At 73.7% G+C, this 20,382-nt stretch carries 24 protein-coding genes; 12 read left to right on the forward strand and 12 right to left on the reverse strand.

What is annotated here, in order from left to right; all coding sequences use genetic code 11:
- Nucleotides 1-115: 115 nt before the first annotated feature.
- Both OG900_35890 and OG900_35895 read right to left on the reverse strand, forming a co-directional pair.
- Entirely contained in the window at nucleotides 116-1,093 is a 978-nt protein-coding gene (locus OG900_35890; GenBank protein WUH95008.1) for an ATPase, read from the reverse strand.
- 3 nt (nucleotides 1,094-1,096) lie between these two features.
- Nucleotides 1,097-1,936: a phospholipid scramblase-related protein gene (locus tag OG900_35895; protein WUH95009.1), complete on the reverse strand. Its 840-nt coding sequence runs from the start codon at nucleotides 1,934-1,936 to the stop codon at nucleotides 1,097-1,099.
- A gap of 121 nt (nucleotides 1,937-2,057) precedes the next feature.
- Between OG900_35895 and OG900_35900 the strand changes: the two genes are divergently transcribed.
- A complete protein-coding gene (locus OG900_35900; GenBank protein WUH95010.1) occupies nucleotides 2,058-2,735 on the forward strand; it encodes a uracil-DNA glycosylase in 678 nt (225 codons plus the stop codon).
- On the opposite strand, the gene OG900_35905 is transcribed toward OG900_35900, so the two are convergent.
- The 4 genes from OG900_35905 to OG900_35920 all read right to left on the reverse strand — a co-directional run bounded on the left by OG900_35905 (nucleotide 2,671) and on the right by OG900_35920 (nucleotide 5,910).
- Nucleotides 2,671-3,363 (reverse strand): TetR/AcrR family transcriptional regulator, encoded by a 693-nt coding sequence (locus OG900_35905; GenBank protein WUH95011.1) that lies wholly within the window; start codon nucleotides 3,361-3,363, stop codon nucleotides 2,671-2,673. The two genes, OG900_35900 and OG900_35905, sit on opposite strands and share 65 nt — an antisense overlap.
- 148 nt (nucleotides 3,364-3,511) lie before the next feature.
- Nucleotides 3,512-4,204: an HAD-IA family hydrolase gene (locus OG900_35910; protein ID WUH95012.1), complete on the reverse strand. Its 693-nt coding sequence runs from the start codon at nucleotides 4,202-4,204 to the stop codon at nucleotides 3,512-3,514.
- A gap of 92 nt (nucleotides 4,205-4,296) precedes the next feature.
- Complete coding sequence (locus OG900_35915) at nucleotides 4,297-5,238, reverse strand: M56 family metallopeptidase (protein WUH95013.1); 942 nt, start codon at nucleotides 5,236-5,238, stop codon at nucleotides 4,297-4,299.
- Between the two features lie 114 nt (nucleotides 5,239-5,352).
- Nucleotides 5,353-5,910: a DUF5134 domain-containing protein gene (locus OG900_35920; protein ID WUH95014.1), complete on the reverse strand. Its 558-nt coding sequence runs from the start codon at nucleotides 5,908-5,910 to the stop codon at nucleotides 5,353-5,355.
- A gap of 229 nt (nucleotides 5,911-6,139) precedes the next feature.
- Between OG900_35920 and OG900_35925 the strand changes: the two genes are divergently transcribed.
- Nucleotides 6,140-6,676, forward strand: a complete 537-nt coding sequence (locus tag OG900_35925; protein ID WUH95015.1) for a GNAT family N-acetyltransferase — start codon at nucleotides 6,140-6,142, stop codon at nucleotides 6,674-6,676.
- Between the two features lie 72 nt (nucleotides 6,677-6,748).
- Here the strand turns inward: OG900_35925 and OG900_35930 are convergent, their stop codons facing one another.
- Nucleotides 6,749-7,417 carry a glycerophosphodiester phosphodiesterase family protein gene (locus tag OG900_35930; protein WUH95016.1) on the reverse strand — a complete coding sequence of 223 codons (669 nt, stop codon included), beginning with the start codon at nucleotides 7,415-7,417 and terminating at the stop codon, nucleotides 6,749-6,751.
- A gap of 223 nt (nucleotides 7,418-7,640) precedes the next feature.
- On the opposite strand from OG900_35930, the gene OG900_35935 reads away from it, so the two are divergent.
- The 4 genes from OG900_35935 to OG900_35950 all read left to right on the forward strand — a co-directional run bounded on the left by OG900_35935 (nucleotide 7,641) and on the right by OG900_35950 (nucleotide 11,646).
- Nucleotides 7,641-9,038 carry a DUF6421 family protein gene (locus OG900_35935; protein WUH95017.1) on the forward strand — a complete coding sequence of 466 codons (1,398 nt, stop codon included), beginning with the start codon at nucleotides 7,641-7,643 and terminating at the stop codon, nucleotides 9,036-9,038.
- Between the two features lie 23 nt (nucleotides 9,039-9,061).
- Nucleotides 9,062-9,820 carry an SDR family oxidoreductase gene (locus tag OG900_35940; GenBank protein ID WUH95018.1) on the forward strand — a complete coding sequence of 253 codons (759 nt, stop codon included), beginning with the start codon at nucleotides 9,062-9,064 and terminating at the stop codon, nucleotides 9,818-9,820.
- Nucleotides 9,817-10,941, forward strand: a complete 1,125-nt coding sequence (locus OG900_35945) for a low specificity L-threonine aldolase (protein WUH95019.1) — start codon at nucleotides 9,817-9,819, stop codon at nucleotides 10,939-10,941. Before OG900_35940 ends, OG900_35945 begins: the two co-directional genes overlap by 4 nt.
- 99 nt (nucleotides 10,942-11,040) lie before the next feature.
- Complete coding sequence (locus tag OG900_35950; protein WUH95020.1) at nucleotides 11,041-11,646, forward strand: transglutaminase family protein; 606 nt, start codon at nucleotides 11,041-11,043, stop codon at nucleotides 11,644-11,646.
- Between the two features lie 27 nt (nucleotides 11,647-11,673).
- On the opposite strand, the gene OG900_35955 is transcribed toward OG900_35950, so the two are convergent.
- On the reverse strand, nucleotides 11,674-12,417 hold the full coding sequence (locus tag OG900_35955; protein WUH95021.1) for a 1-acyl-sn-glycerol-3-phosphate acyltransferase: 744 nt from the start codon (nucleotides 12,415-12,417) through the stop codon (nucleotides 11,674-11,676).
- 194 nt (nucleotides 12,418-12,611) lie between these two features.
- Entirely contained in the window at nucleotides 12,612-13,019 is a 408-nt protein-coding gene (locus tag OG900_35960) for a DUF4395 domain-containing protein (GenBank protein ID WUH95022.1), read from the reverse strand.
- A 137-nt stretch (nucleotides 13,020-13,156) separates the two neighbouring features.
- On the opposite strand from OG900_35960, the gene OG900_35965 reads away from it, so the two are divergent.
- The 4 genes from OG900_35965 (at nucleotide 13,157) to OG900_35980 (ending at nucleotide 17,059) form a co-directional block, all read left to right on the forward strand.
- Nucleotides 13,157-13,570, forward strand: coding sequence for a thioredoxin family protein (locus tag OG900_35965; GenBank protein ID WUH95023.1), 414 nt, complete (start codon nucleotides 13,157-13,159; stop codon nucleotides 13,568-13,570).
- A gap of 243 nt (nucleotides 13,571-13,813) precedes the next feature.
- Complete coding sequence (locus OG900_35970) at nucleotides 13,814-14,599, forward strand: electron transfer flavoprotein subunit beta/FixA family protein (GenBank protein ID WUH95024.1); 786 nt, start codon at nucleotides 13,814-13,816, stop codon at nucleotides 14,597-14,599.
- 91 nt (nucleotides 14,600-14,690) lie between these two features.
- Complete coding sequence (locus OG900_35975) at nucleotides 14,691-15,653, forward strand: electron transfer flavoprotein subunit alpha/FixB family protein (protein WUH95025.1); 963 nt, start codon at nucleotides 14,691-14,693, stop codon at nucleotides 15,651-15,653.
- A gap of 143 nt (nucleotides 15,654-15,796) precedes the next feature.
- Nucleotides 15,797-17,059, forward strand: coding sequence for an HpcH/HpaI aldolase/citrate lyase family protein (locus OG900_35980; GenBank protein WUH95026.1), 1,263 nt, complete (start codon nucleotides 15,797-15,799; stop codon nucleotides 17,057-17,059).
- A 13-nt stretch (nucleotides 17,060-17,072) separates the two neighbouring features.
- Here the strand turns inward: OG900_35980 and OG900_35985 are convergent, their stop codons facing one another.
- Nucleotides 17,073-18,062, reverse strand: a complete 990-nt coding sequence (locus OG900_35985) for a LacI family transcriptional regulator (GenBank protein ID WUH96046.1) — start codon at nucleotides 18,060-18,062, stop codon at nucleotides 17,073-17,075.
- A gap of 153 nt (nucleotides 18,063-18,215) precedes the next feature.
- Between OG900_35985 and OG900_35990 the strand changes: the two genes are divergently transcribed.
- Nucleotides 18,216-19,184, forward strand: a complete 969-nt coding sequence (locus OG900_35990) for an ROK family protein (GenBank protein WUH95027.1) — start codon at nucleotides 18,216-18,218, stop codon at nucleotides 19,182-19,184.
- Between the two features lie 2 nt (nucleotides 19,185-19,186).
- Here OG900_35990 and OG900_35995 read toward each other — a convergent pair whose 3' ends face one another.
- Both OG900_35995 and OG900_36000 read right to left on the reverse strand, forming a co-directional pair.
- On the reverse strand, nucleotides 19,187-19,468 hold the full coding sequence (locus OG900_35995) for a hypothetical protein (GenBank protein WUH95028.1): 282 nt from the start codon (nucleotides 19,466-19,468) through the stop codon (nucleotides 19,187-19,189).
- Between the two features lie 94 nt (nucleotides 19,469-19,562).
- Nucleotides 19,563-19,700 carry a hypothetical protein gene (locus OG900_36000; GenBank protein ID WUH95029.1) on the reverse strand — a complete coding sequence of 46 codons (138 nt, stop codon included), beginning with the start codon at nucleotides 19,698-19,700 and terminating at the stop codon, nucleotides 19,563-19,565.
- An 85-nt stretch (nucleotides 19,701-19,785) separates the two neighbouring features.
- Between OG900_36000 and OG900_36005 the strand changes: the two genes are divergently transcribed.
- Nucleotides 19,786-20,361 (forward strand): helix-turn-helix transcriptional regulator, encoded by a 576-nt coding sequence (locus OG900_36005; GenBank protein WUH95030.1) that lies wholly within the window; start codon nucleotides 19,786-19,788, stop codon nucleotides 20,359-20,361.
- Nucleotides 20,362-20,382 lie beyond the last annotated feature (21 nt).

Consider the following 20,382-nt stretch of genomic DNA (forward strand, 5'->3'; position numbering starts at 1 on the left):
CTTGCGGCGCCGTCACGCTCAGCCGGGTGCGAGACAGGCCAGGCCTGTCCAGAAGTGTCCGTTTCCCCGGTGACGTTCGGTCACCCGTCCATCATCGTACGCGTCTGAGCAGCAGCTATCGCCGTACGACGTGGAGCAGGGCGCCGTCCCGCGGCAGCGTCAGCCCATCGCGGTGCAGCGCCCGCGCGATCAGCAGCGCGCCGTCCAGCGGGTCGCCGGCCGCGGGCACCAGGACCGCGTCGGGCAGCAGCCACTCCGCCTGGTCGCGCAGCGGCCCGAGCAGCGGCTCGCCCATCTTGAACAGCCCGCCGGCCAGGCCCACCTCGGTCTCGCCGGGCTGTGCGGGACGGGCGGCCGCGGCCGACTCCAGGATGTGCTGGGCCGCATGACGCAGGATCTCCGAGGCCACCGGGTCCTGCGCGGCACACCGCGCCACGTCGGGGGCGAAGGACGCCAGCACCGCCGGCCGGTCGGTGCGCGGGTAGACCGCGCCCGGCATCGAGCCCGCCGGGCCGAACCGCTCCTGCGCGCAGGCCAGCAGCGCGGCCGAGCCGCCCGCCCTCCCGTCGTACGCGCGCATCGCGGCGTCCAGGCCGGCCCGGCCGATCCAGGCGCCGCCGCCTGCGTCGCCGAGCAGATGGCCCCAGCCGTCGGCTCGCCGCCAGCCGTCGCCCGAGGTGCCCAGCGCGATCAGGCCGGTGCCGGCCGCGACCACCACGCCGGGGCGCAGCCCCAGCGCACCCGCATAGGCGGTGACGGCGTCACCGGCCAGCGCCAGCGCCCGTACGCCGAAGGCGTCCTCCAGCGCGGCGGGCAGCGCCGCGCGCAGGTCGTCGCCGAGCGTCGCCATGCCGGCGGCGCCGACGCAGGCCGCTGTCAGCGAGCCGGCCGACACCTCGCGCAGCAGTCCCGCCACCCGCGGCAGCACCCGCTCCAGCAGGCTCGCCGCGTCGATGCCGCGCTCACCGGTCGGCACCGGTCGGTCGTCGGCGACCGCGCCGGGCCCGCCCGACCCGTCGGCCCGGGTGATCGCCACCCGCACCCCGGAACCGCCGGAGTCGACGCCCAGCACCCAGTGCGTTGTGCCCGGCACGGGTCAGCCGAGCCCGCGGGAGTCCTGCTTGAGTGCGGTGTCCACGGTCAGGGCGGAGGCGACGACCATGCTCAGCAGCGGATCCGCGAGCTGCCGGTGGATCTGCAGCACGTAGTTGTCCGCCGTGGTGAACATCGTCTTGGCCAGGCCCTCCCAGGTCTTGGTGATCCGGGCGATCTCGGTGTCGGTGTGGTCGACGATGGCGAAATTCCAGGCCCGCCAGTTCTCCGCCTTGATCGCACCGATCTGCTGGCCGTTGTACATGAAGCCGAACTTGATCTTGCCGAAGGCGTTCTGCTGGACGATCTCGCCCAGCGGCTCACCGTTCGCCCGGTGCACGAGCACCTTGGACTTGATGAACTTCGCCGGCCGGGTCAGCACCAGGTGCGGCTGCCCCTGGGCGTCCCTGACCTCCAGCTTGTGGGTCAGGAACTGGTCGACGCTGGAGACGAAGCGCAGCACCTTCTTCGCGGTGCTCTGCCCGACCTCGACGACCGAGCCGAGGGTGCGGCCCTGCTGGTCGAAGACGGTGTACTCGTTGACCAGCTCGATGAGCTTGGCCTTCTGGTTGACCACCAGGACCGGCTCGGTGAACAGCGTGCCGCCGCCGTACGCCTCCGGTGCCACGCCTGCCTGCTGCTGTACCTGCTGCTGCACCTTCGACGGGTCGGGCGTGCGGCTGACGTTCAGCTCCCAGGCGCTGCCCCCGCCTTGCTGCTGCTGGGGCACCTGACCGGGGTTGGTGTGCTCGGTCCACTGGGAGCCGTCCCAGTAGCGGAGCAGGTTCGGAGTGCCTTGCGGGTCCGCGTACCAGCCCGCCGGGGTATTCGAATGCGTTGTCACCCGGGCAGGGTACCGTCAAGCACCGGCCGGGGGAGGTTCCGTTTCACCGGCCGTACGCGCGCTCCGCCGGCGCCCGCTCGCGGTCGTGGGCGCATGCGGTGGGCCAGTAGAGTGATCGGCCGTGGCAGCACGAGAGTTGAGCGAACTTGTCGAGCCGGGATGGGCGCAGGCGCTGCGTCCGGTGGCCGGGCGGATCGCGGAGATGGGCGACTTCCTGCGCGCGGAGATCGCGGCCGGCCGCACCTATCTGCCGGCGGGCGCGAACGTGCTGCGCGCGTTCCAGCAGCCCTTCGACGAGGTGAGGGTGCTGATCGTCGGCCAGGACCCGTATCCGACGCCGGGCATGGCCGTCGGGCTCAGCTTCTCGGTGGCGCCCGAGGTGCGCCAGCTGCCCGGCAGCCTGGAGAACATCTTCCGCGAGCTGGCCACCGACCTCGGCCTGCCGCGGCCGTCCAGCGGCGACCTCACCCCGTGGACCCGGCAGGGCGTGCTGCTGCTGAACCGGGCGCTGACCACCGCGCCGCGCAAGCCCGCCGCGCACCGCGGCAAGGGCTGGGAGGAGGTCACCGAGCAGGCGATCCGCGCGCTGGCCGGGCGGGGCAAGCCGCTGGTGTCCGTGTTGTGGGGCCGCGACGCCCGCAATCTGCGGCCGTTCCTCGACGGCTTCCCCGCGATCGAGTCGGCGCACCCGTCGCCGATGTCCGCGGACCGCGGCTTCTTCGGCTCCCGCCCCTTCAGCCGGACCAACGACCTGCTGATCCGCCAGGGCGCCCAACCGGTCGACTGGCGCCTGCCGTAGGCGCCAGTCCGGCCACCGGGTCGAAGTCCTCGGCGCCCGGCGGCGGCGACCCCGACTCCCAGGGGAGCCCGTAGCGCTGGAAGAGCTCGGCGCGCAGCGGGTGGATCGGCATCGGCGCCCCCGGCAGCAGCATGGCCACCGAGGCGCCCATCAGCAGCGCCCGCAGCAGCCGGTATTCCTCCTCCGGGTCGGCCGCGCCCCAGCAGACCACCGTGTCCCGCAGCAGCTGCGCGAGCCGCTGCTGCTCGGGGCACTGGATGAAGCCCTCCTCCTGGAGGATCGAGGCCATGTGCGTGCGCATCAGGGTGGTGTGCCCCATGCTCACGCCGAGCATCGCGTCGATGGCCCTGGCCAGCAGCTCCTGGCCGTCGTCGGTCCGCGGCTCGCGCTCCAGCGCCGCGGCCAGCTCACCGGCCATCAGGCGGTGCACGGCGGACTGCAGCAGCGCCCGCTTGCCGGAGAAGTAGTACGACACCAGGCCGCGGGCGGAACCGGCGCGCCGCGAGATGTCGGCCAGCGTGGTGGCCTCGTAACCGCGCTCCTCGATCAGTTCGACGGTGGCCTGCAGCAGCCGTTCCCGGGAACGCCTGCGCATCGCTTCATTGACCGAAGCGCTCCGAGGGGACATGCTTTACTCCTGCGTTGACTGGCTCCGGGCCAATATACTCAGCGCACCCCGCCGGGCCAGTGTCCGTGCGGGTTACGGGGACGGGCGCCGGTCCCGGCGACGCGGGGGATCGCCGGGACCGGCGCCCGCCGCATCGCGGCGGTGCCGGTCAGCCCAGCAGGTCGAGGACACCGCGCAGCCCGTCGGGTCTGCGGTCCGCGGGCAGGTGGTCGACGAAGTGCACCGGGCAGCCCAGCGCCGCGGCGCCGCCGTCGGCCCTCCGGTCGTCACCCACCATCAGGGTCTCCCGCGGCGGCAGCCCCAGTTCGGCGCAGGCCGCGCTGAAGATCGCCGGATCGGGTTTCTGCCGGCCGACCTCGTAGCTCAGCACGAAGGCGTCGACCAGGTCCGCGAGGCCGTGCGCGGCGAAGACCGGCCGCAGGTCCCAGCCGATGTTGCTGACCACCGCCACCGGCACACCCCGCGCCCGCAGCGCGGCCAGCACCTCGGCGGCGTCCGGGTACGGCTGCCAGGCCGTCGGGGCCATGTGCCGGTCGTAGAGCACGTCGTGGATGTCCCAGGGCAGACCGCTGGACCTGGACTGCGCGGTATACGCCCGCCGGTGCAGCTCGGCGCTCAGATCGCGCCGGGCCCAGTCCTGCGCGGAGTCCGGTCGCCAACCGGCGGGCGTCGCCCCACCGGGCTGGGCGCCCGACCGCTCCAGGCGTGCGGTCCAGTGCGCGATCTCGTCGTCGGGCGCCTTGACGCCCACCGCGTCCAGCGCCCCGCGCAGCCAGTCGGCGCAGGGCTCGATGCGGAAGACGGTGCCGGAGAAGTCGAACATGCAGCCTTTGGCCTTCATCGCCTCGCCTGTTCAGTCGGGGAGCCGGCCCGCCGCCGGCGGTCTGCGAGCCGGGTGGCGCGTCCTGCGCCCGACCCGTGCGGCCCTGTCGGTCACCGGCTCAGCGCGCCCAGGCCCGGACCGAACGCGATCAGCAGCGGCACCGCGGGCACCAGCAGGGCGCAGGCGCTCATCCGCACCCGGCGGCCAAGCGGCAGCCGCGGCGCCGGGTCGAGCAGCCGGTGCACCCGGCCGGGAAGCGCGGCGAGCGGTGCGGGCGCCGGCCCGAAGACGCCGCGCTCCTCGTTCAGCTCCACCAGTGCCAGGGCCGTGGTGAGCCGGCCGAAGCGGCGCGAGGCGGTGTCGTCGGCGGCCAGCTCGACCAGGTGGTGCACCTGGTCGCGGAAGGCGGCGAAGACCGGCACCTGCGGGAAACCGCCGGCGAGCGCGCCCGCGCAGTGCAGCAGCACATCGTGCCTGGCCCGCATGTGCCCCTGCTCGTGCGCGAGCACCGCGTCGAGCTGGCGGCCCTTGAGGCGGCCGAGCGCCGCGGTGGTGATCACCAGCTGCGGCTCCGCCCCCGACAGCCACCAGGCGTCGGACCTCGGGTCCTCCAGCACGACCAGCCGCTCGCCCGCGGGCAGCTCCTCGCCCGGCAGCCGCGGCGAGCGCAGCCGCAGCTCGGCCCGGCGCCGCCGGCGCCTGCCGCGGGCGGTGCGGACCTCGCGGGTGAGCATCGCCGCCGTCCACAGCCCGCCCAGCGCGAGCATCGCCGCCAGGGTGCCCGCGCCGCGGCCGTATCCCGACAGGCCGTACGCGTCGACCACGCCGTGCGGTGCGAAGGCGAACACATGCCAGCGCACCGCTCCCCACGCGGCCGAGGCGGTGAGGGCCAGCGCCGAGAGGCAGCACAGCAGCACGGCGGCGACCACGCACTGCCAGACCCACAGGGCCAGCACCGGCTCGCGGTCCGGCCAGTCGGCACGGGACAGCAGACGCGGCGCGATCGCCGCCGTCAGTGCGCCCAGGATCAGCAGCACGAACGGGACCGTCATGCCGATCACCCTAGGAGCGCGCGGTGAGCGGCGGGTGCGCCCGGCACCCGATGTGACGCATGACTCACAGGAGCCGCCCGATCGCAGGCGCCGCAAGGGCTGCGCCCCGCCCGGTCACAGGGTCAGCAGCATCGCGAACATCGCCAGGGCCATCGCCACCCGGCAGGCCGCCGCCACCTCGGGGGCGTGCCGCAGCCGTATCGCACCCCCCGGGGCCACCGCTACGGCCAGCCGGGCCCCGTGCGGGCCGGTCGGCATCGCCAGCCGGCTGCCGGCGCGGAGCACGTAGCCGGCGAAATACACCAGCAGCAGGCCGGTCAGCGGCGGGACGCCCGCCGAGGTGTGTGCGGCATGTCCGGCGTGCCCGGGGCCGGCGCCCGCCATCGCCGCCGACATGTAGACCATCGCCCCGGCGCACAGCGAGTGGTGCATCCGGTGGGACGCCCGGTGCCGGGACGGCCGCAGGGCGTGCACGGCGACGCCGGCGAAGACGACCGCGAGCGTCGCCGTACTCCAGCGGGGCGGCTCGAAGACGGACAGAGGCACGGCCATCACCGCCATCCCCAGGCCCAGCAGCGCCTCGCCGCGCGCCTCCCTGCGCAGCACGCACGAGACCGCCGCGGCGGCGCTGAGCGCCACGAGCAGCCAGGCCACCAGCGGCGGTCCGTGCATCGCCCCTCCCCCCTCGGGCTTGCGGACCGCCCAGGTGCGACGGCGGTCCGAGGACAACCTGCCCGGCCGCGGCGGCGCACACGCGAGCGCACTGAGGTGGACGGGGGAGCGCGCTTCCGCCGCGCACGCCGGAAGGCCCCGGGCGCGTACCGGCGCCCGCGGCGGCTCCGCGGGCGCCGCCGGACGCCTCCCCCGCGGCGGCCGAACCGGCTCGGTTAGCCTGTCCGCCATGGACACCGCCGCCCGCCCCGCCTTCCGACCCGCCACCGCAGAGGACGTCCCCGCGCTCGTCGCGCTGATCGAGTCCGCCTACCGCGGTGACGCGAGCCGCGCCGGGTGGACGACGGAGGCGGACATCCTCCAGGGGCAGCGCACCGACCCCGAGGGTGTCCTCGCCGTCATCGAGCGGGCCGACAGCCGGCTGGTCGCGGTCGAGAGCGGTGGCCGGCTGGTGGCCTGCTGCCAGTTGGAGCACCGCGGCGACCACGCCTACTTCGGGATGTTCGCGGTGCGCCCCACCCTCCAGGGCGCCGGGCTCGGCAAGGTCATCATCGCGGAGGCGGAGCGCTTCGCCCGCGACGAGTGGGGCGTCGCCGAGATGCACATGACGGTGATCTCGGTCCGCGAGGACCTGATCGCCTGGTACGAGCGGCGCGGCTACGCCAGGACCGGGCAGACCAGTGCCTTCCCCTACGGCAACGAGCGCTTCGGGCAGCCGACCCGCGACGACCTGGAGTTCGAGCTGCTGACCAAGAAGCTCGGCTGACACCTCCCGGTCTTCCAGGGCGCGGGCGGGAAGCCGCCGACGCCCGGCCGGGCGGGATCGCCGGGCGGGCCCTCAGACCGCGGACTCGGCGGGCAGGTCGGTCGCGGCGCCGTCCAGCCGCAGCGCCCGGGCCAGCGCCCAGTCCTGCGCCGTGTTCACGGTCCAGGCCATGACCGCGATGCCCGCGGCCTGGCAGCGGCGGACCACGTCCAGGTTGAGCCGGGTGAGGTCCAGGCTGACCAGCCGCGCGCCGACCGCCTGGGCGCGGGGCACGATATCCGGGCCGAGGTCGCTCGCCACCAGCACCGTGCGGACGTCCGGCAGCAGCGTGTGGATCTCGGCGAGCGCCTCGTCGTGGAAGGACAGCACGCTGACCCGCTCGGTCGCGCCGCGCTCGCGCAGCACCTCGGCCAGCACGCGGGCCGCCGCGGCGTCCTTGATCTCGGCCTGGATCGGGCGGTCGACCGTGTCGAGCACCTCCTCGAAGACCGGCACCCGCTCGCCGAGACCGGCGTCCAGGGTGCGGATCTCGGCCAGTGTGAGGTCGCGGATCAGCCCGCTGCCGTCCGTGGTGCGGTCCACCGCGGCGTCGTGCATCACCACGAGCGCGCCGTCCTTGCTCAGGTGCAGGTCCAGCTCGACCTGGTCGAGGCCGGCCTGCTCGGCAGCGCGGAAGGACCGCAGGGTGTTCTCCGGCTCGACGCCCATGACGCCGCGGTGACCGACGGTGAGGAAGCTCATACCGGCACCATAAGCCGCCCGGACGACATGCAGCCGAACACTCCGTGACGAGTCGGCGCCGCCGTACCAAAGGCTGAATCCCATGCCTCATATCGGACAACGGCCGCAAGAACAGCAGTGGAAGGGCTGTTCGGCGGGATGATCCGCTTCGGCCGCTCTTGAAGCGGGAACAATGTCATGGATACGGTGTGGCTACGGCAAATTTTTCAGTGGAGGATCGGTCATGGGTGAAGTTCTTTCGTCGGCGGCGGCTCGCGCCGACCGGATATCCGGTGACGACGTGGCTGGTCACCCCGCGTGGTCGGCGCTCAAGCAGGCCGTCGAGACCGTCAGGCCATGGCAGCTCAAGGACGGCTCGATCGACTTCGACGCCGAGGGCGCGCCCTCCCGCGAGGAGGCCGGGCGCGCGGTCGGCCGGGTGGTGGACGCGGTCGGGCAGCTGACCGAACTGCTGCCGCACGACGCCGCCTATCACGATGCCCTGGCCGCGGACCTGCGCCGCTGGGCAGACGACGGCTTCGCCGTGCCCGACTTCCTCGACTCGCTGCTGGCCTTCCAGCCGTCCGCCGACCGCCGCGACGGCCGCCGCCATGTCGTCGTCTTCCCGATGTACACGCAGAACGGCAACCCGGACCGGAATCTGGAAGCCGTCGCCCTGCGCGTGACATGGCCGGACTGGCTGGCCGAGCTGGAGCGCACCAGGTACGACAACCCGCAGTTCGTACCGATCACCTTCGAGGACTTCACCCCCGGCTACGACACCAACTCCGCGGTGCTCTTCCCCGAGACCGTCGCCGTGCGCAAACCCCCGGAGCGCTGGACCTGGGGCGCGATCTTCTGCGACCGCGAGGCCGCCCGCTTCCGCGCGGTGACCGCCGCCGCCGTGGACACCCTCGGCCTGGAGCTGCCGCCGGAGGCCGCGCGCCTGGTGGCCGACCAGGAGCTGGCCCAGCAGACGTACGTGCTCTGGGACATGATCCACGACCGGACCCACAGCCACGGCGACCTGCCGTTCGACCCGTTCATGATCAAGCAGCGGGCCCCGTTCTGGATGTACGGCCTGGAAGAGCTGCGCTGCGACCTCACCACCTTCCGCGAGGCCGTCGAGCTCCAGGCCGAGGGCCACCCCATGGGGCTCGGCGTGCAGTACGCCATCCTCTTCGACCGGCTCTTCCGCTTCCCGGTCACCGGCGAGCGGGTCCGCAACTACGACGGACTGGGCGGTCAGCTGCTGTTCTCGTACCTGCACAAGCACGACGCCGTACGCTGGACTGACAACACCCTGCACATCGACTGGGAGCGCGCACCGCAGGTCACCAACCAGCTCTGCGCCGAGATCGAGACGCTGTACAGGGACGGTATCGACCGCCCCAAGCTTGTGCACTGGTTCGCCGCCTACGACCTGGTCGCAAGCTATCTGTCGCCGCATCCCGGCTCGGTCTGGGCCAAGGGGCCGGACGCCCTCGACCTGACGCTGCCCCCGCGCAAGCTCGTCGACGACGTGCTGCCGGACGAGTTTCCGCTCAGCATGTTCTACGAAGCCCTTGCCAAGAAGCTCCGTGAGGTGATCGCCTCCACCAAGGGGATCACGGGCGAGCGCCCGGTACGGAGCGCCGCGTGACCGGTGCGGCCGAGGAGGCGGACATGACGACCGACACGTATTCCGGCGGTCTTGACGGAGCGGTGATCGCGGTGGCCGGAGCCGGCGGACCCGCCGGCCGGGCGGTCCTGCAGCGGCTGGCCCGCGAGGGCGGCCATGTGATCGCGGCGGACGCCGACCCCGAGCGCCTGGCGGAGGCCGTCGACGCGGCCCGCTACGACGCCGGCGGCGCGGACATCACCGGTGAGATCGTCGACCTGCTCGACCTGGAGGCCACCCAGGACTGGGCGGCCCGGATCGAGAAGGACCAGGGCCGGGTCGACGGCCTGGTCCACCTGGTCGGCGGCTGGCGCGGTTCCGCGTCCTTCCCCGAGACCGAACTCGCCGACTGGGACGTGCTGCACAAGCTGCTGATCCAGACGGTGCAGAACACCTCGCTCGGCTTCCACGACGGCCTGATGCGCAGCCCCGGCGGCCGCTACGTGCTGATCAGCGCCTCCGGCGCGAGCCGACCCACCGCGGGGAACGCGGCCTATGCCGCGGCGAAGGCCGCCGCCGAGGCCTGGACGCTCGCCCTCGGCGACTCCTTCGCCAAGCTCAGCGGCGCGCAAGGGCCCACCGCGGCGGCCACCGTCCTGGTGATCAAGGCGCTGGTGCACGATGGGATGCGGGCCGAGCGCCCGCAGTCCAAATTCGCCGGTTTCACCGATGTACGCGATCTCGCCGACGCGATCGCCAGCGTGTGGGACCGCCCCGCCGACGATGTGAACGGGACCCGCCAGTGGCTGACGCCCCAACCGTGACCGATCCGACCGACCAGGCCGCAGCCCTCGGCCCCGCCGATCCGGCCGTGCCGCCGACCGACGCCGTACGGCGCCACGACCCGGCCTCGCGCGGCTTCGCCAGCGACAACTACGCCGGGGTCCACCCCGAGGTCCTTGCCGCCCTGGCGCTGGCCAACGGCGGCCACCAGGTCGCCTACGGCGACGACGCCTACACCGCCCATCTGCAGGAGGTCTTCCGGCGGCACTTCGGCCCCGCCGCCGAGGTCTTCCCGGTCTTCAACGGCACCGGTGCCAACGTGACGGCGCTGCAGGCCGTGACCGAGCGCTGGGGCGCGGTGATCTGCGCCGAGTCCGCGCACATCAACGTGGACGAGTGCGGGGCGCCGGAGCGCGTCGGCGGCCTGAAGCTGCTCACCGTGCCGACCGCCGACGGCAAGCTCACCCCCGAGCTGATCGACCGGCAGGCGTACGGCTTCACCGACGAGCACCGGGCGCAGCCGCAGGTCGTCTCGATCACCCAGACCACCGAGCTGGGCACCTGCTACACGCCCGAGGAGATCAAGGCGGTCTGCGACCACGCCCACGAGCTGGGCATGGCCGTGCACCTGGACGGCGCCCGGCTGGCCAACGCGGCGGCGAGCCTCGGGGTGCCGCCGGCCCGCTTCACCACCGACGCCGGCGTCGACATCCTGTCCTTCGGCGGCACCAAGAACGGCCTGCTGCTCGGCGAGTGCGTGGTCGTGCTCAGCCCGGAGCGGGTGCGCGCGCTGCCCTATCTGCGCAAGCTGTCGATGCAGCTGGCGTCGAAGATGCGCTTCGTGTCGGTGCAGTTCGAGGCGCTGCTGGCCGGCGACCTGTGGCTGCGCAGCGCCGCGCACGCCAACGCGATGGCCCGCAGGCTGGACGCGGCGGTGCGCGGCATCGACGGTGTGCGGGTGCTGCGGCCCGTGCAGTCCAACGCGGTCTTCGCGATGCTGCCGCGGGAGGTCAGCGAGCGGCTCCAGAAGCGCTACCGCTTCTACTTCTGGGACGAGTCGACCGGCGAGGTCCGCTGGATGTGCGCCTTCGACACGACCGAGGACGACGTGGACGGCTTCGCCGCGGCAATCGCCGAGGAGATGGCTGCGTCCGGCTCATGAGGACCGCGGCGGCCGCCGCATACGGGACACCTGAATACATATACGAAGTACGGTAATTCGATTGATCAAGAGGTCGGTGGTTCCCTAGGGTTCGGTTCCATGGAACCGACTCCGGAGAACCCCGACCTCTCGGCGTACCTCGTGGCCGACGACGTCATCGACCACCATGACCCGCTGGTGCGGGAGACGGCGGCGCTACTGGCGGAAGGCACCGCAGGCCCGCATGAATATGCGGAGGTGGCCTTCGAATACGTCCGCGACGAGATCCCGCACTCCTTCGACTCCGGAGATCCGCGGGTCAGCTGGCGGGCGTCCGACGTGCTGGAGCAGCGCAACGGCATCTGTTATGCCAAGTCGCACGCCCTGACCGCGCTGCTGCGGGCCCGCGGCATCCCCGCCGGGCTCTGCTACCAGCGGCTGACCCAGGACGACGGCTCCGACCCCGCGCTGCACGGCCTGATCGCCCTGCTGCTGCCGGGCACCTACCGCTGGAGCCGGCTGGACGCCAGGGGCAACAAGCCGGGCGTCGACGCACACTTCAGCCTGGCGACCGAACGGCTGGCCTTCCCGGTGCGCCCCGAACTGGGCGAGTGCGACTACCCGCTGGTCTACGCGGCCCCGCCGCCGCCCGTGGTGGCCTGCCTGCGGGCCGCGCGGAGCAGCACCGGGATATCGCTGCCCTCCGCGCTGCCCGAGGCCTGCTGAGGCCGGCCAGGCGGGATGTGCCAGGCCCTAGCCCGCCTTCTGCTGTTCGCGGTCCCGCTCCGCCGCCGCCTCGGGCGTCGGGGCGGTGCCGCCCAGGTGCGAGGGCAGCCACCACCGGTCGTCGGGACCCGACGGGCGGCCCGGGTACGTACGCTGCGCGTCGTCCAGCAGCTCCTGCACCCGCAGCCGGAGCCGCCGGGTCAGGGCGCCGGCCTTCTCCTCGGCGTGCGGCCACATCTGCTCGCCGATCCGCATCGAGATCGGGAAGCGGGTCCTGCCAAGGCTGCGCGGCCGTCCCTTGGTCCACAGCCGCTGGGTGCCCCACAGCGCCATCGGCAGCAGCGGCACCCCGGCCTCCATCGCCAGCCGGGCGGCGCCGGACTTGAAGGACTTGAGGGTGAAGGACTGCGAGATGGTCGCCTCGGGGAAGACCCCGATGATCTCGCCCCTGCGCAGCGCCTCCAGCGCGTGCGCGTAGGCGTGCATGCCCTCGGAGCGGTCCACCGGGATGTGCTTCATCGCGCGCATCAGCGGACCCGACACCTTGTGCCGGAAAACCGACTCCTTGGCCATGAAGCGCACCAGCCTCTTGTGGGGCAGGGTCGTCAGGCCGCAGAACACGAAGTCCAGATAGCCGATGTGATTGCTCACCAGGAGGGCGCCGCCCTCGCGCGGGACGTTCTCGGTGCCCCGGATGTCGAACCGCAGGCCCTGCACCTTGAACATGCTGCGGGCGAAACCGATCACCGGCGGGTAGACGAGTTCGGCCATGTCAGGGCACCTGCTCTCTCCGGGGCGGCGCTCCCGGCGGAAGTTACGCGCCCGTAGGTTGTCCGGCCGCTGAGCGATGGTGCCCCGGCGGCGGGGCCGCTGTCACCCCGGGCGACCTCACCTCGGGGAGATTCTTCTCACGTCATGCCGATGTCACCCTCGCGCCCTTTCCGCGTCGGAGGCCGACCGTCCGGTCAGCCGAGCGTACGCCTCAGGGTCAGGTACATCTCGCAGCCGAGGCAGTAGGCGAAGGCCGCGTTCAGGAATGCGGCGGCCAGCGCGCAGCCGGTGGCCGCCATGCCCAGCCACTGTGGCCCGGCCAGATAGCCCACCACCCCGACGACGGCGAAGGCAAGACCCACAGCCTGGGCGAAACGCGGCGGCGCCGCGTCCTCGGTGGCCGTCGGCGGGCCGATCCTGGGGCGTATCAGGGTGCGGAAGACCCAGCCGTAGGGCGAGCGCTGCACACCGGCCGCGGCTCCCACCGCGAAGAGCGCGGCCTGCACCGCGAGCAGCGGGCCGCTGCCGGTGATCAGGACCACCGCGAGCACCGCGGTGGTGAGGGCCGCGCCGAACCGGGGGCCGCGTACGTCGATGTCCATGACGGGAATGATGACCCAGCCGCGGGCGGCCGTGCCCGCGGGAATCATTGCGGTCGCATGAACGCTGACGTGCGGGAATAGAGTGCGGTTCGGGTGCGGGCGACAATGCGGCGCAGTGGCGGCGGAGGAGGGCGGCGATGACGGGTCTGGTGGTCTGCCTCGCGGTGCTCGCGGCCGCGAGCGCCTTCGGCGTGCTGCACCGGCGGCGGGACGGGAGGGTCCGGGTGGGTGCCAGGGACGGCGGCGAGCGGCTGACGGCGGACGACCTCGGCGGGCCGCTGGGGGAGCGGGCCACGCTGGTGCAGTTCTCCAGCGCCTTCTGCGCGCCCTGCCGCGCCACCCGGCGGGTGCTCTCCGAGGTCACCGGCATGGTCGAGGGGGTGCGTCATGTGGAGATCGACGCCGAGGCGCGGCTCAGCCTCGTCCGGCGGCTGCACATACTCAAGACGCCCACCGTGCTGGTGCTCGACGCGGACGGCTCCGTGGTCCGCCGGGCGTCCGGGCAGCCCCGGCGCGCCGACGTGATCGCCGCGCTGGGCTCCGTGCTCTGACGGTGCGGGAGTACGGCCGCCCGGGGACGTAGGGCAGGTCACAGTGGAGGAAGCTTGCCAACTGGCGCCGCTCTCTGTGTACTGACGAGTAATATATTCGCCGGGTACTCGCCGCGACGCGTGCTGCGTTCCGGCGGGGAGCCGCGACCGCAGGCGCCTATGCTGCCAATTCCGGGGCACTTGCCAGGGCGCTGCCGGGGCAGTTGACGAAGACGTGCAGGACGAAGCAGTAGGAGAGCAGGCGTGAGCTTGAGGATCGTAGTCGCTGTGAAGTACGTGCCCGACGCCACCGGCGACCGTCACTTCGCCGATGACCTGACCACCGACCGCGACGCGGTCGACGGCCTGCTGTCGGAGCTGGACGAATACGCCGTCGAGCAGGCGCTGCAGATCGCCGATGCCGCCGACGACGCGGAGATCACCGTGCTGACGGTCGGTCCCGAGGACGCCAAGGACGCGCTGCGCAAGGCACTGTCCATGGGCGCGGACAAGGCCATCCACGTCGAGGACGACGCGCTGCACGGCACCGACGTCATCGGTACGTCGCTGGTGCTGGCCAAGGCCATCGAGCACGCCGGCTACGACCTCGTCGTCACCGGCATGGCCTCCACCGACGGCACCGCAGGCGTGGTGCCCGCGCTGCTCGCCGAGCGGCTCGGCATCCCGCAGGTCACCCTGCTGTCCGAGGTCGCGGTGGCCGACGGCAAGGTGACCGGGCGCCGCGACGGCGACGCGGCCAGCGAGCAGCTCGAGGCGTCGCTGCCCGCGCTGGTGTCGGTCACCGACCAGTCGGGCGAGGCGCGCTACCCGTCCTTCAAGGGCATCATGGCCGCCAAGAAGAAGCCTGTGGAGTCCCTCGACCTGTCCGACCTCGGCATCGACGAGGCCGAGGTCGGCCTCGGCGGCGCGTGGACCGCCGTGCAGGACGTCACCGCCCGCCCGCCGCGCACCGCGGGCACGATCGTCAAGGACGAGGGCGAGGGCGGCAAGCAGCTCGCCGCCTACCTCGCGGAGCAGAAGTTCATCTGATGAACGGCCCCGCCCGGTGCCGCGCGCCCCGGGCCGGGCAGCGACCGCAGGCCCGCCCCCGCCCCTCACTTTCCGCAGGAGAACGATTCCCATGGCTGAAGTCCTCGTCCTCGTCGACCACGTGGACGGTGCCGTCCGCAAGCCGACCCTCGAACTGCTGACCCTGGCCCGCCGGATCGGCGACCCGGTCGCCGTCCACCTCGGCCCCGGCGCCGAGGCGGCCGCCCCGGTGCTGGCGGAGCACGGCGCCGTCAAGGTGCTCACCGCCGACGCGCCGGAGTTCGCCGACTACCTGGTCGTGCCCAAGGTGGACGCGCTGCAGGCCGCGGCCGCCGCCGTGTCGCCCGTCGCCGTCCTGGTGGCGTCCTCCGCCGAGGGCAAGGAGGTCGCGGCCCGCCTCGCGCTGCGGCTCGGCTCCGGCATCATCACCGACGCCACCGACCTGGTGGCCGGCGACGAAGGCCCCGTCGCCACCCAGTCCGCCTTCGCGGCCGCCTTCACCACCACGTCGCGGGTCAGCCGCGGTGTGCCGGTGATCACCGTCAAGCCGAACTCGGCGCCGGTCGAGCCGGCCGCCGCGGCCGGCACGGTGGAGCCGCTCGCGGTCACCTTCGGCGAGCTGGCCACCGGCACCAAGGTCGTCTCGCGCACCCCGCGCCAGTCGACCGGGCGCCCCGAGCTGACCGAGGCCGCGATCGTGGTCTCCGGCGGCCGCGGCGTCAACGGCGCCGAGAACTTCTCGGTCATCGAGGACCTGGCCGACTCGCTCGGCGCGGCCGTCGGCGCCTCGCGCGCCGCGGTGGACGCCGGCTGGTACCCGCACACGAACCAGGTCGGCCAGACCGGCAAGTCGGTCTCGCCGCAGCTCTACATCGCCAACGGCATCTCCGGCGCCATCCAGCACCGGGCCGGCATGCAGACCTCCAAGACCATCGTGGCGGTCAACAAGGACGCCGAGGCGCCGATCTTCGACCTGGTCGACTACGGCGTGGTGGGCGACCTCTTCCAGGTCGTCCCGCAGCTCACCGAGGAGATCAAGGCCCGCAAGGGCTGACCTCCGCCCCCGCGGCAGCGCCGGCCGGCCCCCGTACGCAGCGCGTACGGGGGCCGGCCATGCGCGGCTTGCGGGTGTTGACCCGCCGGAACGGGCCGGGCTAGCGTCCCTTCAACGGTTTGTTGAATTCGGGAGGGTGGCCCATGCCGCAACCGGCCGGTACGACACTTGCGGACGCCTACGTCGCCGGAATCGGCGCGTCACTGGCCGCCACGGACGCCGAACTGGCCCGCCGCTACCCCGGCGACCCCGGTACCCGGCAGCCGGTGCACACCGTCTACGTGCCCGCCGACGCGTTCACCGCCGGGACCGTGCGGGAGTGGGGCGACCGGGCGCTCGCCGCGCTCGACGAGCACGCGCCCGACGCCGCGGCGCTCGCGTCCGTGCTCGGCCTGTCCGGCGCGCTCGCCGCGGAGGTCCACGACCGGGTGCGGGACAAACTGCGGCGCGAACCCGTGGAGGACCTGCGGATCGACTTCGAGGACGGCTACGGTGCCAGGCCCGACGCCGAGGAGGACGCCGCCGCGGTGGCCGCCGCGCGCACCGTCACCGCGCTGACCGCGGACGGCGCGGCGCCGCCCTGGATCGGCATCCGCATGAAGTGCATGGAGGCGGCGGTCCGCGACCGCGGCATCCGCACCCTCGACCTCTTCCTGACCGCGCTGCTCGACGGCGGCGGGCTGCCCGGCGGGCTGGTGCTCACCCTGCCGAAGGTGACCTTCCCCGCCCAGGTGGCCGCCATGGCAGCGCTCTGCGGGCAGTTCGAGCAGGCCGCGGGGCTGCCCGAGGGCCGCATCGGGTTCGAGATCCAGATCGAGACCACCCAGGCGATCCTCGGCCCCGACGGCGCCGCCACCGTGCCCCGGCTCATCGACGCGGCGGCGGGCCGCGCCACCTCCCTGCACTACGGCACCTTCGACTACAGCGCCGCCTGCGGGGTCAGCGCCGCCCACCAGGCCCCCGACCACCCGGCCGCCGACCACGCCAAAGCCGTGATGCAGGTGGCCGCCGCGGGCACCGGGGTGCGGCTCAGCGACGGCTCCACCAACGTGCTGCCGGTCGGCACGACGCAGGCCGTGCACGACGCCTGGCGGCTGCACTACGGGCTCGTACGCCGCTCGCTGGCCCGCGCCTACTACCAGGGCTGGGACATGCACCCGGCGCAGCTCCCGACCCGATACGCGGCCGCCTACGCCTTCTACCGGGAGGGCCTGGACACCGCGTCCGCGCGGCTGGCCGGCTACGTGGCAAGGACGGCCGGCGCCGTGCTCGACGAACCGGCCACGGCCCGCGCCCTCAGCGGATACCTGCTCCGCGGCCTGGACTGCGGCGCCGTGGACCCGGCGGAGGTCGCGGAACGCACCGGGCTGACCCGCGCCGGACTGGACGCGCTGGCCGGCCGCTGAGGGCCCGCGCGGGTCAGGAGGCCGGCGGGATCTCGCCCGAGCCGCGCGGGATCAGCCGGGCCGGCAGCTCGATGCGGCTGGCCTCCTCCGAGGTCGCGCCGTCCAGCCGGCGGAAGAGCAGCTGCGCGGCGCTGCGGCCGAGACCGGGGGCATCCTGTGCCACCACGGTGACCGGCGGGTCGAGCAGGTCGGCCAGTTCGAAGTCGTCGAAGCCGACGAGCGCGACCGGCTGCGGGCGGCCGGACAGGACGCGTACGGCTGACACGGTGACGCGGTTGTTGCCCGCGAAGAGCGCGGTGACCGGTTCGGGCCCGGTGAGCATGGTGGCAAGCGCCGCCCTGACCCGTTCGGGCGTGGTGGGGCCCATCGCGTACCAGTCGGGGCGCACCGGCAGACCCGCGTCGGCCATCGCCTCGCGGTAGCCGCGCAGCCGCTCCGCTGCGGTGTGGATGCCGGGCTGGTCGCCGATGAAGCCGATCCTGCGGTGGCCGTGCGCGATCAGGTGCGCCACGCCGGTGCGGGTGCCGCCCGCATTGTCGGTGAGGACGACGTCCGCGTCGATGCGGCCGGCCGGCCGGTCCACGAACACCGTGGCCACACCCGCGTCGATCTCCGGGGTGAGATAGCGGTGGTCGTCGCCCGCCGGCACCACGACCAGGCCGTCGACCCGGCGGGCGCAGAAAGCCAGCACGAGCTCCTGCTCGCGGCGCGGGTTCTCGGTGCTCGACCCGGTGAAGAGCAGCGCGCCGTGCGCGCGGGCCACGTCTTCCACGGCTCGGCTGAGGGAGGCGTAGAACGGGTCGGCGAGGTCTTCGAGCACCAGCCCGACGCTCGCGGTCCTACGGGTGCGCAGCAGCCGCGCGCTGTCGTTGCGCCGGAATCCGAGCGCGTCGATGGCCGACTGGACGCGCGCCACGGTGTCGGGCGTCACGCCCGGTTCCTCGTTCACCACGCGGGAAACGGTCTTGAGTCCGACGCCCGCCCGAGCGGCGACATCCTTCATGGTGGGCCGGGGGACACGTCCAGGAGTATGGGTCACGGTCGTAGTATTCCCTGCGGCAAGAGATGGACAACGTTGTCACGGTCAGGCGAGACTACCCCTGGGGCCGCCGTCGCGGAACCCGGGCGACACAACGATGAAGGAGACCCCCGAACGATGCACCCCCACGGCGCGACCGGTCCACTCGTGGCCGCACTGGACATCGGCGGTACGAAGATCGCCGGGGCGCTCATCGACACCGAGGGCCGCCCCGTGGCACGGTCCCTTCGGCCGACGCCCCCCGGCGGGGACGGCGAGACGGTGATGCGGGCCGTCGCCGAGGTCGTCGCGGAGCTGTGCGCCGCCCCGCAGTGGTCCGCGGCGGTCGCCGTGGGCATCGGCAGCGCCGGTCCCGTGGACGCCCCGCACGGCACCGTCAGCCCGGTCAACGTGCCCGGCTGGCGCGACTTCCCGCTGGTCCCGCGGGTCGGCGAGGCGGCCGGCGGCCTGCCGGTGGTGCTCACCGGCGACGGCGTCGCGATGACCGCGGCGGAGCACTGGCAGGGCGCCGCCCGTGGCTACGACAACGCGCTGTGCATGGTGGTGTCCACCGGGGTCGGCGGCGGACTGGTGCTCGGCGGCGTCCTGCTGCCCGGCCCGACCGGCAATGCCGGGCACATCGGACACATCAGCGTCGACCTCGACGGCGACCTGTGCCCGTGCGGCTCGCGCGGCTGCGTCGAGCGCATCGCCAGCGGCCCCAACATCGCCCGCCGCGCCCTGGAGTCCGGCTGGCTGCCGCCGGTCGGCACCGAGCCCACCGCGGCCGCCGTCGCCGAGTCCGCGCGGGCCGGCGACCCGCTCGCGGTGGCGTCCTTCGACCGCGCCGCCCAGGCGCTCGCCGCAGGCATCGCCGCCACCGCGACGCTGGTCGAGATCAACGTCGCCGTGATCGGCGGCGGCGTCGCGGGCGCGGGCCCGGTGCTCTTCGACCCGCTGCGCGACCACCTGACCCGCTACGCCACCCTTTCCTTCGCCGCGGGTGTGGACGTCGTCCCGGCCAAACTCGGCACGGACGCCGGCCTGGTGGGCGCGGCCGCCGCGGCGGCGCAGGGCCTCGGGCTCTCGGGTTTCGTGGCCGGCTGACCCTACGCGGCGCGCGGAGCCGGGCCGGCCGCTCCGGCTCGCAGCGCGGTCGGCGCGCGCCTGTCGCCCTGCCGTGGCGGCCCCCGACGCGGCGGGCGGCCTGCGGGCACGGCGGCACCCGCCACGCCCCGCAGGACCCGGCCGGCCAGGAAGACGGTGCCGGGGGTGGCGGCCGACACCGCGGTGGCGAGCAGCAGCAGGACCATGCCCGCGGCGAACGTCGCCCGACGCGCGCGGGTGTCGGCGACGCTGTCCATGGCGAGCAGCAGGGCGGCGAGCCCCACCGTGTGCCGGTCGGCATCCGGGTCTGGGCGACCGCGCCCGAGTGCGGCCCTTGCGAGGAGGCGGCCAGCGTGGTGGCGGGGGCGGTGAAGGCCGTCAGCGTGACCGGGGTGGCCAGCCGACGGTCAGCAGGGTCACGGCGGCGCCCGGCGCCGCGGGCCTGTCGGCCCGGTCGGGGTGGCCGGGCGTGGCGGTGTCCGGAGCCGCGGCGCTCCGTGCCGCCTGGGCGTTCATCAGATCCCTCCGCTGGGGCCGTCGGGTAGGGACGTGTCCATGGACGGTGAGTCTGTTCAATGAACTCGCCGGTAGGGTGGGCTCCATGGCACTCGGCACCGATTACGCGCAGCAGGACTGCACCCTCGCCCGCGCCCTGGAGGTGGTCGGCGAGCGCTGGAGCCTGTTGATCGTGCGGGACGCCTTCTACGGTGTGCGCAGGTTCAACGACTTCCTGGTCCACCTGGACATCCCGCGGGCCGTGCTGACCGCGCGACTGGCCGCCCTCACCGCGGCGGGGGTGCTGCGCAAGGAGGCCTACCAGCAGTCGCCGCCGCGCTACGACTACGTCCTCACCGAGGCCGGGCTCGACCTGTGGCCGCCGGTGCACGCGCTGATGCGCTGGGGCGGCCGTCACGCCTCGGAGGGCGAGCCGACCAGGACCTTCCACCACGCCGGCTGCGGGACCCGGCTCGACATGACCGGCGGCTGCCCGGCCTGCGGGGTGCCGCAGGTGGCCCCCGCCGACGTCGAGTCGCGCTCGCCGGCCGACCCGGACCGCGCGCACCGCGCCGACCCGGTCGCCGCCGCGCTCGCCCCCCCGTTCCGCCTGCTGCGCCCGGTGCGCGGCGCTGCCGGGGCCGACGCGTTTGCCGGGGGCGAGGATCCGGGCAATTCGTAGGGGTCTACGGAGAAGGGGGCA

The sequence above is a fragment of the Streptomyces sp. NBC_00433 genome, assembly GCA_036015235.1.
Taxonomy (GTDB): Bacteria; Actinomycetota; Actinomycetes; order Streptomycetales; family Streptomycetaceae; genus Actinacidiphila.